At 32.2% G+C, this 15989-nt stretch carries 17 protein-coding genes; 13 read left to right on the forward strand and 4 right to left on the reverse strand.

Going from position 1 to position 15989, the window contains the following annotated elements:
* Position 1: 1 nt before the first annotated feature.
* The gene (locus FHK87_RS13405) at positions 2-1903 is read left to right on the forward strand and encodes a tetratricopeptide repeat-containing sensor histidine kinase (protein WP_140593771.1); all 1902 of its coding nucleotides are present in this window, start codon (positions 2-4) and stop codon (positions 1901-1903) included.
* A 248-nt stretch (positions 1904-2151) separates the two neighbouring features.
* Here FHK87_RS13405 and FHK87_RS13410 read toward each other — a convergent pair whose 3' ends face one another.
* From FHK87_RS13410 to FHK87_RS13415, 3 genes are all read right to left on the reverse strand, one after another.
* The gene (locus tag FHK87_RS13410) at positions 2152-2592 is read right to left on the reverse strand and encodes a lipocalin-like domain-containing protein (RefSeq protein ID WP_140593773.1); all 441 of its coding nucleotides are present in this window, start codon (positions 2590-2592) and stop codon (positions 2152-2154) included.
* An 80-nt stretch (positions 2593-2672) separates the two neighbouring features.
* Complete coding sequence (locus FHK87_RS26245; RefSeq protein WP_226294232.1) at positions 2673-2831, reverse strand: hypothetical protein; 159 nt, start codon at positions 2829-2831, stop codon at positions 2673-2675.
* A 14-nt stretch (positions 2832-2845) separates the two neighbouring features.
* Positions 2846-3058 (reverse strand): hypothetical protein, encoded by a 213-nt coding sequence (locus FHK87_RS13415; RefSeq protein WP_140593775.1) that lies wholly within the window; start codon positions 3056-3058, stop codon positions 2846-2848.
* 364 nt (positions 3059-3422) lie between these two features.
* On the opposite strand from FHK87_RS13415, the gene FHK87_RS13420 reads away from it, so the two are divergent.
* The 12 genes from FHK87_RS13420 (at position 3423) to FHK87_RS13475 (ending at position 15555) form a co-directional block, all read left to right on the forward strand.
* Positions 3423-4562, forward strand: a complete 1140-nt coding sequence (locus FHK87_RS13420; RefSeq protein WP_140593777.1) for a helix-turn-helix domain-containing protein — start codon at positions 3423-3425, stop codon at positions 4560-4562.
* Positions 4563-4737: 175 nt separating this feature from the next.
* The gene (serS, locus tag FHK87_RS13425; protein ID WP_140593780.1) at positions 4738-6009 is read left to right on the forward strand and encodes a serine--tRNA ligase; all 1272 of its coding nucleotides are present in this window, start codon (positions 4738-4740) and stop codon (positions 6007-6009) included.
* Positions 6010-6170: 161 nt separating this feature from the next.
* Positions 6171-7949 carry a tetratricopeptide repeat protein gene (locus FHK87_RS13430; RefSeq protein ID WP_140593782.1) on the forward strand — a complete coding sequence of 593 codons (1779 nt, stop codon included), beginning with the start codon at positions 6171-6173 and terminating at the stop codon, positions 7947-7949.
* Positions 7950-8048: 99 nt separating this feature from the next.
* A complete protein-coding gene (locus tag FHK87_RS13435; protein WP_140593784.1) occupies positions 8049-8363 on the forward strand; it encodes a DUF4286 family protein in 315 nt (104 codons plus the stop codon).
* Entirely contained in the window at positions 8356-9222 is an 867-nt protein-coding gene (gene rsmA, locus FHK87_RS13440) for a 16S rRNA (adenine(1518)-N(6)/adenine(1519)-N(6))-dimethyltransferase RsmA (protein WP_140593786.1), read from the forward strand. Before FHK87_RS13435 ends, rsmA begins: the two co-directional genes overlap by 8 nt.
* Positions 9223-9462: 240 nt before the next feature.
* Positions 9463-10179: a hypothetical protein gene (locus FHK87_RS13445; RefSeq protein ID WP_140593788.1), complete on the forward strand. Its 717-nt coding sequence runs from the start codon at positions 9463-9465 to the stop codon at positions 10177-10179.
* Between the two features lie 298 nt (positions 10180-10477).
* The gene (locus FHK87_RS13450; protein WP_140593790.1) at positions 10478-10837 is read left to right on the forward strand and encodes a hypothetical protein; all 360 of its coding nucleotides are present in this window, start codon (positions 10478-10480) and stop codon (positions 10835-10837) included.
* Positions 10838-11181: 344 nt separating this feature from the next.
* Positions 11182-12531 carry a magnesium transporter gene (gene mgtE / locus FHK87_RS13455; protein ID WP_140593792.1) on the forward strand — a complete coding sequence of 450 codons (1350 nt, stop codon included), beginning with the start codon at positions 11182-11184 and terminating at the stop codon, positions 12529-12531.
* Between the two features lie 134 nt (positions 12532-12665).
* Positions 12666-13061: an acyl-CoA thioesterase gene (locus FHK87_RS13460; protein WP_140593794.1), complete on the forward strand. Its 396-nt coding sequence runs from the start codon at positions 12666-12668 to the stop codon at positions 13059-13061.
* An 11-nt stretch (positions 13062-13072) separates the two neighbouring features.
* Entirely contained in the window at positions 13073-13438 is a 366-nt protein-coding gene (locus tag FHK87_RS13465; protein WP_140593796.1) for a cupin domain-containing protein, read from the forward strand.
* Between the two features lie 85 nt (positions 13439-13523).
* Entirely contained in the window at positions 13524-14390 is an 867-nt protein-coding gene (locus FHK87_RS13470; protein WP_140593798.1) for a DUF2911 domain-containing protein, read from the forward strand.
* An 85-nt stretch (positions 14391-14475) separates the two neighbouring features.
* A complete protein-coding gene (locus tag FHK87_RS13475; RefSeq protein WP_140593800.1) occupies positions 14476-15555 on the forward strand; it encodes a Gfo/Idh/MocA family protein in 1080 nt (359 codons plus the stop codon).
* 219 nt (positions 15556-15774) lie between these two features.
* Here the strand turns inward: FHK87_RS13475 and FHK87_RS26250 are convergent, their stop codons facing one another.
* A complete protein-coding gene (locus tag FHK87_RS26250; protein WP_226294233.1) occupies positions 15775-15951 on the reverse strand; it encodes a hypothetical protein in 177 nt (58 codons plus the stop codon).
* Positions 15952-15989 lie beyond the last annotated feature (38 nt).

Raw genomic sequence — 15989 nt, forward strand, 5'->3', positions numbered from 1 at the left:
AATGTCTTTGTATTCTTTAAAAATTGTTATCGCAACTATTTTTTGGATATCAATCGCCGCATATAGCCAACAAAAACAGACCTACACCTCTTTTGGTGTTATTCCTAATCATGTTGATAAAGAACTTTATTTTAGTCTGAAAAACACTGATGACCCACTTCAAAAAATAATGATTATGGATACTATAGCCAATAAGCATATCTTATATGGCAATACAGATTCAATAGTTCATTATGGAAGCAGGCTAAATGAAATGGTGTTAAAAAACCAACAACATATTGATAATAAGAATTATTACATCTCTAAATCTTATTATATCTCAGGAAAAGGAAAATTAAAAAACGGACTGCTAGAAGATGCTCTAAAATATCATATTGATGGAATTGCTATTTCTCCTGAAAAAAACATGAATACTTTGCATTACAAGCATCAATTAGGGCTGGCTACTATTTATTTTCACAAAAAAGAATTTGATTCTGCTTTACCAATTTTAGAAAAATGTATCCAAAAAGCAAGCAGTAAAGAACTCAAAGCAAACGCAAAAAAGCTTATTGCTGATATTGATCTATACCAAGGAAATTTTGACAAAGCAACTTCGGCATACAACGATGTTCTTAAAGATTTGGACACCAATAAAAGTGAAGATCTCAAAAAAAGTTTAGTAATACAACTCAACCTTGGCAGGATTGAATCCAGAAAAGAGAATTATGACAATGCATTAACACTACTTGACAACATTAAACAACAAGCTTTAGATAATAAGTTTTATGATGTATATATTAATAGTGTATTACAAATAGGAACCATAGATTACAGGCTCAAAAATTATGAAACGGCCGAATTAATATTAAACACCGCTTATGTAAATACAGTTCAATGGAATAGGCTAGAATTACAAAAAGTTGTAATAAGAGCACTTACAAGACTTTATAGCTATCAAGAAGATTATAAAAATGCTTATAATCTAATGACTCATTATACACGCGTTTCTGATGAAATCAATGCAAAGCAAAATAAAGAAGCAGTAAGAGAATTAGAAATAAAATACCAAACACTTCAAAAAGAAAAAGAAATCTTATCTCTCAAAAAAGATCAACTTATAAAAGAAAGCGAGATCAAACGACAAAGAACTATTAAAATTGCTGTTCTTATAGGGTTTCTTATTGTTTTACTTCCTGTAATTGGGCTATTAGTTTTATATTTTCAGAAATTAAAGACACAAATTGCGCTCAATAAATCTCAAGAAGAAGTCAATACACAAAAAATTTATGGTTTAATGAAAGATCAGGAATTAAATTTGATCAAAGCCACAATGAAGGGACAAGATGAAGAACGACAAAGATTAGCACAGGAGTTACACGATAGTGTGGGTGGTAATTTGGCAAGCATCAAACTACAACTTTCTAACACCGATAATATTGATGACCATCATGCCAATATAATCAAGCAAATAGACGAAACCTATAATAATGTAAGAGATTTTTCGCATAATCTTGTTCCTAAAAAATTTCAAAAAAATACGATTACAACGCTTATCAAAGAATATGTTCAAAATATCAAAAACGGAATCTCTCAAAACATATCTTTTCACCCTTTTCCTAAAAATGAAGTGAATCAAATCAACACCTCTCTTACAGAAGAGTTATTTAAGATTATACAAGAATTACTTACAAATTGCATAAAGCATTCGAGGGCTAAAAATATAGATATTTATCTCAATCATTATGATGATTCTATCCAACTTATTTTTGAAGATAATGGTGTTGGTTTTGAAACCAACAAAGCCAAAGATGGAATTGGTTTTAGAAATATAAAAAACAGATTAGAAAAGCTATCCGGCACTTTATTTATAGATTCTGTATTAAATAGAGGTACTATTATTAATATCGAAATTCCTTCTTAAAACAAGCTAATTAAGAAGGTAATCCTTAACTATGAGTAGGTTCACAAAATATAATCTTGAGATAAACCCAGAACATTTAAAACTAGATTAGCGGTTATTTTTAATTTTATGACCTTCTCTAAATAGGTTTTTAAACTCATTTACATAGAAAATCGCTAAACTATGCTTCTCGTCTCGAGTGCAATAATTCTAATTGAAAAGAAAACAATTTGAAATAAGAACCTCAAAAAGCGCACTTGCCGGATACTTTATTTGGTTTTTTCATAAGTATCTATGAGGGTAAAACTTTCACTACCATCATTCAATGTATATTCTTGTACTTGTACTGTATTGTTTTGAGAGAACACTACTGTAGCTACATAGTTAACATCCCCATCATCTATAATTATTCTGTATTCAGACTCAGAAGTTTTTTCCCAACTCCCAGAATCATCAATAATTTCTCTACACTGATTACCATTTGTATCAGGTTCAAAAAATCTATCTATAATCGTTCCTTCGTTAAGAAACTCAATACGATCATTAACTTCACAATTTGATATTGTGAGAGTCGAACCATTTTCGATTCTTTCATTGAGCTTCCACTCTCCAACAATTGGATCTATTACATTTTCATCATCATCATTCGAACAACTAAAAAAAATCATTAGTGACAAGAAAAAATAAGTTGCATTTACTTTTTTAATCATTTTATTCTTCAAGTTTATTACACTTGGATCGCTCAAATTTCATATTCGGGCGATCCAATTATTAAGATATTAAATAGTTATTATAATAGACAGTTCCCCATAAAACAAGGTACAGGACACCTTGGAGCATTAGGTCTACTATTACCACCAGGGCAATAATACCCCCCTGATTTTCCGTTGATTTGTTTAAGTTGTTCTCTATTAAGAACTTTTCCGAAATTTAGAATTGATTTTTTCATGAGTATATACTTTTTTAGTTACGAATTCCATCATCAAAAACGTGACAAAAAGGAGTTGATCCATCTGGACACAATTCATCACAAGAGACTCTAGCAATAACTTGAGGTGGGTTCGTTCCATTGGCATAGCAATAACCTATAGGATAAACAAAGCCAGTTCCCCCATTAATACTCTTTTGTTCGTTTTTGTTCAAAACTTTTCCTAAGCTTAACAATGAGTTTTTCATTATGTAATAACTTTAAATTGATTAATCCTTGAACATTTATTGACACTCAAGGTTTGTGTCTTAATTGTTATATTTTTTTTGCTTAAGTATAATTACTGTAGCGAATTAATAGCTTATTTATTTCATATTCGTACCAGAAGAAGATGTGGCACCCTTTTTTGAGTCTTTGCAGCCAGTAAAATAATATTTTTCGTTTGAGGTTTATTATATCGATCGTTGTAACACTTATAGTTACTACTAATTTTATAAATTCATGAAAAATAATTTTACAAAAAGTTAAAAACATGGATTATTTCTTAAAATTTAACTCTAATTTTATGTTAACTTTAGACTTGACACTTGTTTTTAGCCCTCATAATTACAAATGGAATTATTTACAGACTTTACCCTACATTTAGGAATACTCGCCAACACTTTATTACTCTATGTTTTATGGAAAAATGGTTGGAAAGAGTTTCATTTTAAAGTATTATTTGTCATTTTTTTATGGATTGTATTCACACAGATTTGTTTTTTTGGTTTTATCAAAGAGAGTAAACCTATTTTTTATTTTACTTTTCTGTTTCAAGATACCATTCCGATAAGCATTGGAGCTTGTCTTTTTTTATATGTAAAAGCTATATTTTATCCTTCTCAAAACATCATAAGAAAAAACATTAAACATTTTATCATTCCGTTTTTGTATTTACTATTTGCAAGTATCCCTAAATTAATAAGCTTGCTAAACAGTCCTAATGTCTTTGAGCATCTACGTACAGGGTTAGAAAATTTATGGGCCCTTAGTATTATATATTCATTAATATACTGCTTTATTGCCATAAAACTTGTTAAAAAAACGAATAAAGTTGTAAAACTGTACTATGCGAATATAAACCCAGCTGATTTTAATTGGTTACTAAAATTATTATATGGCACTACTGTTATTATAGGCATAGATATTTCTATTACCATTTACGAAGTACTTTTTGGAGACATTAATTCTTCAATAGGAATCATTGCACTTTTTGTAGTATTTTTAATTGTTTATCTGGCATATCACGGACTCTCACAAACCAAAGTATTTCTTCCTGAATTTTTATTGAAAAAAGAACGCTCAAAAAAAGTAGAGGCATCACCAACTACTGTTTTATCTACAAGTAGTAGCAAACCAATTTATGATGCTAATGAAATGCAATCACTACAGAAACAATTAGAAATATTAATGCAACAACATAAATGGTACCTCAACACTGAACTATCTTTAAAATCACTAGCCGAAAAATTAAATATTTCTGACAAAAAACTTTCCTATTTATTGAATCAACATATGCGAATAAGTTTTTACGATTATATAAATCAATTTAGGGTTGAAGAGGTAAAGCAAAGAATCAAGAATCCCTCTTTTGCCCAATATACGTTATTAGCTATTGCCTTAGAATCCGGGTTTAATTCTAAAACCAGTTTCAACAGAACATTTCAAAGATTTGAAGGCATAACCCCTTCTAATTTCAGAAAGCAGATATAAGAAACAAAAAAACAACTTCAATAATTATCGTATATGATATTTACACCACACTTTTGACTAAAATTTCTATAATAGATCAGGGTATTAAAACACATCTTTTCTTTACATTTGTGTCCTTTCTTCTGATAAGGAAAAATAGGATATAATAAATAGAAGATTGCTAAAATAACACATCATGTTAGTAGTACAACAAATCATAGCCAACAAAGAAGCTTACATTCAAGCTTTAGCAAAACGTAATTTTGATGCCGCACCGGTATTGGATCAAGTAATCGCTTTAGACGAAGACCGGAGAGCTACCCAGGCAAAACTCGATAACACCTTAGCAGATTCTAATAAGTTCTCTAAAGAAATCGGTATACTATTCAAAAATGGGGAACAACAAAAAGCAAATCTTCTGAAAGAAAAGACTGCACAGCTAAAAGAGGTTTCTAAAGAATTATCCAACCATCTTAATGATGTACAGAATAAGCTTTCTGAACTACTATACACAATCCCAAATATCCCCCATCCTTCTGTTCCTAATGGGCAAAGTGATGAGGATAATGAAGAAGTATATCAAGAAGGAGAAATACCAAAATTAGAAAACGAAGCACTACCCCATTGGGAATTAGCAAAAAAATATGATATCATTGATTTTGAACTAGGAGTAAAAATCACTGGAGCCGGTTTCCCGGTATACAAAGGTAAAGGAGCACGACTGCAAAGAGCCTTAATCAGTTATTTCTTAGACAAAAATACTGAAGCCGGATACAAAGAATATCAAGTTCCTCATCTGGTAAATGAAGCTTCAGGCTACGGTACAGGTCAATTACCAGATAAAGAAGGGCAAATGTATCATGTTACAGGAGATGATTTATATCTTATCCCAACCGCAGAAGTTCCGGTAACCAATATGTTTAGAAACGATTTACTCAAAGAAAGTGATCTCCCTATTGGCTGTACAGGGTATACCCCTTGTTTTAGGAGAGAAGCTGGTTCGTATGGAGCTCATGTACGAGGGTTAAATCGTTTGCATCAATTTGATAAGGTAGAAATCGTTCGTATTGAAAAACCTGAAAACTCTTATGAAGCTTTAGATGGTATGGTAGAACATGTAAAAGAAATTTTACGAGAATTAAAACTTCCTTACCGAATTTTACGACTTTGTGGAGGTGATATTGGTTTTACCGCTGCATTGACTTATGATTTTGAAGTGTTTTCTACAGCACAAGACCGTTGGTTAGAAATTAGTTCTGTTTCAAATTTTGAATCTTATCAGGCAAATCGACTAAAATTGCGTTTTAAAGACAAAGAAGGCAAAAAACAATTGGCACATACATTAAACGGAAGTTCTCTGGCATTGCCTAGAGTAATTGCAGGAATTTTAGAAAATTATCAAACTCCAAAAGGAATTAAAGTTCCTGAAGTACTCGTGCCATACTGTGGGTTTGAATGGATTGATTAATATAACATACAGATAGCGATTATTGCAAATTATAATCACTATAATATATTAGATTTTTTAGGTCTTTAATTGTTGACAATTAAAGACCTAATTTTTTCAACAATAAAAAAACTCGATCCCATCAGTAACTTATTTATTATCTTTATAAAAAAACTTGCAAAATGCGTTCAATCATTTTTTGTATATCCTTGTTATTGGTATTTTCTGCACATGCCCAATCAGAAAACCTTGCTCAAAACTATATCCAACAAGGACAATATGAAAAAGCACTATCTATTTATCAAAAACTATATGAGCGCAACCCCAATAGACTTAACTATATTTTAGGGTTAGTAGAATCATACCAACAATTAGAAAAATTTGATGAGGCAGAACGTATTCTAAAGACAAAAATTGAGCAAACACAATACAAATCTCAATTTTTAGTCGAGCTAGGATATCATTATGATTTACAGAATAAAACAGAAGAAGCTAAAACATACTACCAAAAAGCTATAGACGAATATAAACCTAATAATGCTTACACCCTTGCAAGAGTCTTTGAAAAATATAGCCTTTTAGATCAGGCAGCTATAATTTATGAAAAAGCTATGCAAGATAATCCCAGAGCGAATTACAATATTCAATTAGCAAAAATATATGGTGAACAAGGACATCTTGAAAAAATGTATAATAGCTATCTTTCACTGCTACAAGTTCAACCAAACTATATAAGTAGCGTACAACGTAATTTCTCTGAATACATCACAGAAAACCCTACAAACGAAGCCAATATTATTTTCAAAAAATTATTAATCAAAAAACTACAACAAGACCCTAATATTATTTATAACAAAATGCTCAGTTGGCTTTTTGTACAACAACGAGATTTCAAAAAAGCTTTTGTGCAAGAAAAAGCAATCTATAAACGTAATGAGGAAGGCCCAGAAGGGATTATAGACCTAGCAAGAATAGCTATTGCTGAAAAAGATATAAAATCCGCAACAGAGATATTAAACTATGTTTTAGAGACTCCCGCAACAAATGATATGAAGCTTACTGCTCATAAAATTATTTTAAAAGCAAAAGTTGATAATGTAGGACCAAAAGAATATAACACTATTGTAGATCAATATAACACCGTCTTTGAAGAGTACGGAAAATCCAGAGCAACTATAGGCTTACAAATAGATTATGCGCATTTTTTAGCGTTTAATTTAGATCAAAAGCAGGAAGCTATACAGTTTCTAAAAGAACTTATAGAACGAGAAAACTTATCTCGATTTCAATCCTCTAGAGTAAAAATGAAAATCGCTGATGTTTTGGTACTTCAACAAAAGTTCAATCAAGCTTTGATTTATTATACTCAAGTTCAAAATATATTAAAGAATAACTTTTTAGCACAGGATGCTCGTTTTAACGTAGCTAAAACCAGTTATTACAAAGGTGACTTTGCATGGGCACAAACTCAATTAGATGTACTCAAATCCTCAACTTCTCAATTGATTGCTAATGATGCTATGGAATTAAGCTTAATTATAAGTGACAATTCTCTCGAAGATTCGACTCAAACAGCACTTAAGATTTTTGCAAAAGCTGATTTATTGGCTTTCCAAAACAAAAATCAAGAAGCTATTGCCATGTATCAAAAAATTTTAACGGATCATAGAGGTGAAAAAATTGAAGATGAAGCCTTTTTACGACAAGCAAAATTATTCGAAAAAGAAAAACAGTATGAAAAAGCAAAGGTAAACTATCTCAAAATCATTGAGTTTTATAACGACGATATACTAGCAGATGATGCCTATTATTGGTTAGCAGAACTGTATGTTAATCAACTAGAAGCCCCTGAAAAAGCAAAAGAATTATATGAAAAAATCATCTATAATCACGCAGATAGTATCTTTTTTGTAGAAGCACGAAAAAAATACAGAACCTTACGTGGCGATGCTATAAATTAGATGAGAATACAAAGTCGATTCCCCTAAGTTTACTTACCTTTGCTTGCTTATTTTTAGATGAAATTAATTTTTCTTCTCAATTAAAATTTGATAATACCTATGTACATATATAATGTCACAATAAATATAGAAGAAACAATTCATGACGAGTGGTTAGATTGGATGAAAAAAGAACACATCCCAAATATGATAGCCACAGGAAAGTTTAGTAAAGCCTTAATGACTAAAGTACTTGTAGAAGAAGAAATGGGAGGAATAACCTACTCTATTCAATATACCACTGATAGTAAAGAGACTTTACAACAATACTATACTGAAGATGCTGAACGCCTTAGAGCAGAAGCTAATCATTTTGCTGGTAAATTTGTTGCATTCAGAACAGAACTAGAAATTGTGAGCGAACAACATGTCTAAATCGAAGAAACATAAAAAATACGCTTCAAATAACTCATCATTTCAAGAAAAAACAGCCGTAAAGGCTAAAAAACATCTTGGGCAACATTTTCTAAAAGACGAAAATATTGCAAAAAAAATTGGAGATACTTTAACTCTTGAAGGATACAAAAACGTAATAGAAATTGGTCCGGGAATGGGTGTTTTGACCAAATATCTTCTACTTAAAGATATCAATGTCATCGCTATGGATCTTGATAGTGAATCTATTGTTTATCTCAATCACAGTTTCCCTTTGGAACACCCTAAGGTTCTAGAACAAGAAAATACTTTTCAGGTGATTGAGGCTGATTTCTTAAAATATGATCTAGACACCTTATTCGAAAAAAAACAATTTGCCATCACAGGCAATTTTCCTTACAATATCTCATCCCAAATTATATTCAAAACTCTAGAACATAAAGATAGAATTCCTGAATTTACAGGAATGTTTCAAAAAGAAGTAGCTAAACGCATTTGCGAAAAAGAAGGTAGCAAAACATATGGAATCCTTTCTGTATTAGTGCAAGCGTTCTATGAGGCAGAATATCTTTTTACGGTACACCCAGAAGTTTTTAATCCTCCACCAAAAGTACAAAGTGGTGTATTAAGACTGATACGAAAAAAAGAATATGCACTACCTTGTGATGAAAAATTGTTTTTCAAGGTAGTAAAAACAGCATTTGGACAACGCCGTAAAACATTAAGAAACAGCCTTAAAATCTTTCAACTATCTGATGAAATCAAAACATTAGATATTCTTTCAAAACGACCGGAACAATTAAGCGTTGATCAATTTATAGAACTCACTATCACTATTCAAAATCTTAAAACTCCATAGCGCTTAATTACGGTATCTAATTTTTATTGGATGATAAATGAATTGCCTCTCATGATCAACCATCTACTTTGAAACACTTCAACACAATACATCACTTGCTACTTAGTAATATTCTCCTATAGTTTATCTATTATACAACGTTATATGAAGATTCTACTAGTATTAGGGGATTTTAGACAGAAATAGAAAAATATATTTGAGGTCTGCAATAAGTTATTAAAACATAAAAGCACTTTAAGTATGAAGAAAAACATTTTCAGACTGATGTCACTGTTAGCAATCCTATTCCTTATTACTAGTTGTGATACCGATAATGATATCGAAAACACTCCTGAGGGCCTTAAATTACAATCTGTAGAAAACCTTCAGCACACACAAGACAAAGGTTTTACAAAAAATTCGTCTCTATGTGATATACGTATTTCTTTTGAAGGTACAATTTCAGGAAATGGAGAAACCGGAATAACTCCCCATGTAGGTACTTTTTTGAATTTAGAATCTCCTTATGATGGTTCTTGGAGTGTAAGTAACGAGTTTCAGATTATTGGTGATTCTAGAGGAAAAAAATTACGTGTTTTGAGAGTCGGAAGAGAAGAAGGCACTATAGTTTTCTTCACACGTATAGGAAGTCAAACCAGAACTTGTGAAAGAACTTTTCCAGAAGCTCCTTTAGGCTGTCCGGATCGTAATCATGCTACTATTCATAAAACTGAAAGAGCTGGAGGTTCTCGTCTTCGTCTTACACCTCGTGGTTATAATTCGGGATATAATTACTTATGGAAAATTGAAGATATCAACGGAACGTCTCACAAAACCGGTAGCTCTGTTAATATCAATATTGATGAGGAAGATGTTACTGTTACTCTTGAAGTTTCTTTACCGGGATCAAACTGCCCTGTGCAGACCAAAACTAGCACCTATTTAGCATCTTCATCATTTCCGGATGAAGAAGAGTAAAACGAATTACTGTTTTTAACTAGAGAGAAATTAAAATTCAATCACTAATAAGTTTGCTTGCTTTATTTGCAAAAATACGATGTAGAGGTGTTGATTTTTCCACACATTTTTTACCAAAAACTACGAATACATTGTATTGTAATGAGGACGTTTTAAGGGGTTAAAACGTCCTCTTTCTTACTAATTCATGCAACCATATTCCCCATATAATATCAAGTTTAGATTATTTATACATATCCTTTCAAAATTGCTCAATATCTACATATTATTAATAAATGACCAAAAAATTACCCAAATCATGAACAGACTATTTTTTAAACTACTCATACTTCTTGCTATATTGTTTGCCAGCAATAGTTGTAACAAAATTAATACCAACATCAATTCTGAAAGTACTACAAAACAAACCATAGAAACTCTCAAAATTAAAACTGGAAAAAAAATTCGATTAACACAAAAATCTGATTCAATTTCAAACCTTCCTATATGCGATATAATCATTTCTTTTGAAAATCCAATTTCAAACAATATAACAGAAGAGAATATACCAAACGTAGGAACATATTTGAATGTAGAGTCTCAATACAAAGGATTATGGACTGTAACTCAAGGGCTTCGAATCATTGGTACCCCTAAAGGAAAAAATTGCGTGTTTTAAGGACAGGAAAAGAGAAAAGCTCAATAACTTTTTTTAAAACAATCGATGAAAAAGCTTATATCTGTACTGCTATCGTTCCAGAAATCCCTCCATTATCTTCAAATAATAGTTACTATGCATCAATAATTAAATAATAAATTTGAAGTGTAGGTGCTCATTTTTATTTCATTATCCAACGATTATAAATTGCATCTATAATTACCCTAAAAAAACCAAAAAATATTCTTTCAATTTTCAATAATGTATTCCGTAGTTATAAAATAACACTATTATAAAATGCAATTAAATTCTTTGGTTATCTTTGTGGGCGTTTGCACATCTAGGGACACTAAATTATCAGGCATATGCAATTTCAGATTTCTGAAGAACTTATAAAACAGGTAAAACACCTTATCCAAACAGAGAGTGATGATAACCTGCGCAGTATGCTTAATGAGATTCACTTTGCTGATGTTGCAGAAATTCTTGGTGAACTTAGTTTATCTAAGGCAACATACCTTATCAAACTTTTAGACAGTGAAAAAACTTCTGAAGCCCTAATGGAGCTTGAAGAAGATTTTCGCGAGCGCATTTTAGAAAACCTTTCTGCAAAAGAAATCGCAGAAGAGCTAGAAGAAATGGATAGTGATGATGCTGCCGATATAGTTGCAGAACTTCCTGATGATCGTGCAGAAGAGGTAATTGCAAAAATAGAAGATGAAAAACGAGCCGAGGACATCAAAGAGTTACTCTCTTATGGCGAGGATACTGCCGGAGGATTAATGGCCAAAGAGCTTGTAAAAGTAAAAGAAACATGGACTGTAGCCGGATGTGTTAGAGAGATGCGTCAGCAAGCAGAAAAAGTTACCAGAGTACATTCTATCTATGTAGTAGACAAAGAAGGAAAACTAAAAGGACGATTATCGCTCAAAGATTTACTTACTGCTCCAGCAAAAGCACATATAAGTGATGTATATATACGTAAAGTAGACTATGTAGATGTAGATACAGAAGGCGAAGAAGTTGCCCGTATCATGCAAAAATATGACTTAGAAGCAATTCCTGTTACAGATCGAGACGGCATTTTGGTAGGTCGTGTAACAATCGACGACATTGTCGATTTTATCAAAGATGAAGCCGAAAAAGATTATCAATTAGCCGCTGGTATTTCTCAAGACGTAGAAGCAGACGATAGTGTGTGGCAATTAACTCGTGCAAGGCTCCCTTGGTTAATCTTAGGACTTTTTGGGGGTTTGGGTAGTGTTTTTATAATGGAAGGTTATGAAGAAGCACTTGCCCAATACAAAGAACTTTTCTTTTTTACACCTTTGATTGCAGCAATGGCTGGTAATGTAGGGGTACAATCTTCTGCTATTATTGTACAAGGTTTAGCAAATGATGTAGTAAAAGGAAGCCTATTCAATCGTTTGATTAAAGAAATTAGTCTTAGTCTCATCAGTGGGGTTACTCTTGGCATTCTCGTTATTATATTTGGTCTACTAGATGGTATGGAACTCATATTTAGCTTCACTATTGCTGTTTCAATGCTTTTTGTAATTATTGTTGCTGCATTGATAGGTACATTTGTTCCTATTATTCTAGATAAAAAAGGGATCGATCCTGCAATAGCAACAGGGCCATTTATTACAACCAGTAACGATATTTTTGGTATTTTCCTCTTCTTTTCGATAGCAAAACTAATTCTTGGCTTCTAGTACAACATCTAAATTTTTCATTAAAATCTTAAGAAAAATTTTAGAGCTTCATTAGATTTCAATTGTTGTTATATCAACAGAATTGAGTACATTCAAAATCAGAAAAAATCAAAACACAACTACAATCATCATATATGCAAGACATTGCTTTTCAATATCATTTTACAGTTCCAAAAACAGCAATAGACGATATGAATCATGTAAACAATGTTGTATATCTACAATGGATACAGGATATTGCAAAAAAACATTGGGAGTTTAAAACTGATCAACAAATGAGAGACACCTATGTTTGGGTAGTCTTGAATCACTATATAGAATATCATCTTCCTGCTTTTGAAAACGACAACATCACCTCTCAAACCTGGATCGATAATTATAAAGGAGTAAAATGCGAGCGGCATACCAGAATTATCAATTCTGATACTCAAAAAGTACTGGTATCAGCAAAGACCAGTTGGTGTTTACTATATAAAGAAACGTTAAGACCTGCACGCATCACAGATGAAATAAGTACCTTGTTTTTCTAAAAAATAGTTTTATGAAAGCAATTAATATCGAAGAAAAATTTTCAAAATTTGAAAAACAATGGCACCCACACCGTATTGCAAAAGTAGATGACAATCAAGTATTCTTAGCAAAATTGAGTGGGGATTTTATATGGCACAAACACGATGATGAAGATGAACTTTTTCAGGTAATAAAAGGTACATTGCACATGAAGTTTAGAGACAAAACCGTTGTCGTAAACCAAGGCGAAATTATTGTAGTTCCAAAAGGCGTTGAGCATTGTCCTTCTACTCAAAACGGTGAAGAAGTACATGTTCTTATCTTCGAAAAATTAAGTGTAAAACATACTGGTGAGATACAGAGTGAACGTACCGTATCTGAATATACTGAAATATAAACTTCTAACTCCCTAATAAATACAGTTTTTTTCTTATTCTAAAAGAAAAGTATAGCCAGTCTATAATAATGATTCAAAACAACAAATGAAACTCTCTTTCCTAAAAATCCTTTTCATATTCCTCATAGCTCCTTTTTTTGTAAATGCACAAATCAACAAACCCAGTCTTAGTCCAAGAATAGTCAAAGAACTACAAGTAGGCCTAGCAAACGTAACACTAGACTATGGACGACCCAGTACAGGAGACAGGCAAATCTTTGGCGCATTAATTCCTTATGGAAAACTTTGGCGTACAGGGGCTAATGCTTCTACCAAAATATCGATAGATCGAGATGTTCAGCTCGCAAAACAAAACATCCCTGCTGGTTCTTATGGATTATACACTATTCCCGGAGAAAAAAATTGGACAATTATCATCCATAAAAACACAAAGTTATGGGGAGCCGGTAATTATAATCAGGCTGATGATTTATTACGTTTTACAGTACCTACAATCAAAATAAAAGATAAAGTAGAAACCTTGGCTATTTATTTTGAACGTTTTAATGCAAATGGTGGCGATCTGGTAATTGCATGGGAGCATACAAAAGTTGTGATTCCTTTATTTATAGACTCCGATCCGATCCTATTTAAAGAAATAGAAGAAAAAATTCTTAAGGCAACAGGAGAAATTAAAGCTCAAACCTATTTTGATGCTGCTCAATTTTATTATCATAAAGGCAAAGATTTTGATATTGCTGCAGAATGGTTTGATAAAGCGATAGTGATGAAACCAAAGGCTTTTTGGTATAAATATTATCGAGCAGAATTAGCATACCATGTAAAAGATTATAAAACTGCCAAAGAAAAAGCAACTCAGTCTTTGGATCAAGCAAAAACCAGCGAATCCGGAGATTATGGATATATAGCCAAATGCGAGTTACTACTACAAAAGATCAATACGCAAAAGTAATTTCTAATATTGATTTAACACATCTAAAACAGAGTTTTATAAAATTTACAACTATCTTAACTACTTGACTTTTGCTCTTTACACCATGCAAGATAGAAGACAATTTATTAGAAAAACAGGACTAGTCGTAGTGAGTAGCTTGCTTCCTTTGCCAAATATGTTTGGTAATACATCAAAAAAACTAAACGTTTGTCTGGTAGGTCTAGGGAACTATAGTAAAACAGTTTTGGCACCTGCGCTTCGGCTTACAAAATATTGTAAGCTTAATGCTATTGTCACAGGAACTCCTTCAAAAATTCCAAAATGGCAAAAGAAATATGGTATCCCTGATCAAAATGTGTATAACTACGAAACTATGCATCAGATTGCAAACAATCCGGACATAGATGTTATCTATATTGTAGTTCCAACAGGGTTGCATGCTAAGTATGCTATTATTGCCGCAAATACAGGAAAACATGTATGGTGCGAAAAACCCATGGCAAAAACTGAAGCAGAATGTCAAAACATTATTGATGCATGTACTAAAAACAAGGTAAAGCTTTCTATCGGGTATCGCATGCAGCACGAACCTAATACGCGAACAGTAATCTCCTGGGGAAAGACAAGACCTTTTGGAGCCATTAAAACGTTGAGAGCTGAAATAGGATATAATGTTTCAAATCCAAAAAAGAGTTGGCGCTTGGATGCTGATTTAGGAGGAGGAACCATGTATGACTTAGGCGTATATGCACTTAATGCCGCGAGATATACCACTGCCGAAGAACCTGTATCTGTCATAGCAACACAAATGACAACCCGACCTAAAATCTTTACCGAAACTGATGAAACTACACATTTTACTTTAGAATTTCTTTCTGGCGCCATTGCTCATGGCAAAACAAGTGTTGGTAAATCGATGCACGAGCTTTATGTAGATTGCGAAAAGGGATGGTATACCCTTGCGCCTTTTTCTATGTATGCCGGTGTTCAGGGTAAAGCAAGTAATGGAACTTTGTTAAATAAACCTATAAATAATCAACAAGCAAGACAAATGGATGATGATGCGTTGGCAATACTAAATGATACTCCTGTTATGGTTCCCGGTGAGGAAGGAATGAAGGATATTAGAATAGTAGAAGCCATCTATAAATCTGCAAAAAGTGGTGCATTGATTTCTTTATAAATCATTGGCATTTTTCTTAAGCTTGTGTGTGTTTACTTCTTCTTTGATTTCATTATAGTGATATTCAAACCAAGATATTACTTTATAATCTTTTAAACATTTTATGTACCTTTCATCAAACTGTAACGGTTAGCTACTTTAAGACAAGCTTACAAAACACAAATGAGTATTTTTAATGTATTGATTGTTGAGTAACTTGAAATAATCCAATAACTAGGTTTAACCTGGAAATTCTGCTCCACTCGAAAATGCTAATAATAATAGAATCCATGGTAGAAGCAACATCAATAGGATAAGTATTGAAAATAAGATTACGTATTTTCTTTTCTTTGTTATTCTCCAAACTAGTAATCCCCCAAGAACACCTACTACCAACAATCCAATAATATATTCCATTCTTTATATATGTGTTTATTTCATATCACTTGCTAAAA

It is taken from the genome of Aquimarina algicola, assembly GCF_006443095.1.
GTDB lineage: Bacteria > Bacteroidota > Bacteroidia > Flavobacteriales > Flavobacteriaceae > Aquimarina > Aquimarina algicola.

Coding starts and splice junctions, on each gene's coding strand:
- FHK87_RS13405 (WP_140593771.1), top strand. CDS start 2: ATGTCTTTGTATTCTTTAAAAATTGTTATCGCAACTATTTTTTGGATA.
- FHK87_RS13410 (WP_140593773.1), bottom strand. CDS start 2,592: ATGATTAAAAAAGTAAATGCAACTTATTTTTTCTTGTCACTAATGATT.
- FHK87_RS26245 (WP_226294232.1), bottom strand. CDS start 2,831: ATGAAAAAATCAATTCTAAATTTCGGAAAAGTTCTTAATAGAGAACAA.
- FHK87_RS13415 (WP_140593775.1), bottom strand. CDS start 3,058: ATGAAAAACTCATTGTTAAGCTTAGGAAAAGTTTTGAACAAAAACGAA.
- FHK87_RS13420 (WP_140593777.1), top strand. CDS start 3,423: ATGGAATTATTTACAGACTTTACCCTACATTTAGGAATACTCGCCAAC.
- serS (WP_140593780.1), top strand. CDS start 4,738: ATGTTAGTAGTACAACAAATCATAGCCAACAAAGAAGCTTACATTCAA.
- FHK87_RS13430 (WP_140593782.1), top strand. CDS start 6,171: ATGCGTTCAATCATTTTTTGTATATCCTTGTTATTGGTATTTTCTGCA.
- FHK87_RS13435 (WP_140593784.1), top strand. CDS start 8,049: ATGTACATATATAATGTCACAATAAATATAGAAGAAACAATTCATGAC.
- rsmA (WP_140593786.1), top strand. CDS start 8,356: ATGTCTAAATCGAAGAAACATAAAAAATACGCTTCAAATAACTCATCA.
- FHK87_RS13445 (WP_140593788.1), top strand. CDS start 9,463: ATGAAGAAAAACATTTTCAGACTGATGTCACTGTTAGCAATCCTATTC.
- FHK87_RS13450 (WP_140593790.1), top strand. CDS start 10,478: ATGAACAGACTATTTTTTAAACTACTCATACTTCTTGCTATATTGTTT.
- mgtE (WP_140593792.1), top strand. CDS start 11,182: ATGCAATTTCAGATTTCTGAAGAACTTATAAAACAGGTAAAACACCTT.
- FHK87_RS13460 (WP_140593794.1), top strand. CDS start 12,666: ATGCAAGACATTGCTTTTCAATATCATTTTACAGTTCCAAAAACAGCA.
- FHK87_RS13465 (WP_140593796.1), top strand. CDS start 13,073: ATGAAAGCAATTAATATCGAAGAAAAATTTTCAAAATTTGAAAAACAA.
- FHK87_RS13470 (WP_140593798.1), top strand. CDS start 13,524: ATGAAACTCTCTTTCCTAAAAATCCTTTTCATATTCCTCATAGCTCCT.
- FHK87_RS13475 (WP_140593800.1), top strand. CDS start 14,476: ATGCAAGATAGAAGACAATTTATTAGAAAAACAGGACTAGTCGTAGTG.
- FHK87_RS26250 (WP_226294233.1), bottom strand. CDS start 15,951: ATGGAATATATTATTGGATTGTTGGTAGTAGGTGTTCTTGGGGGATTA.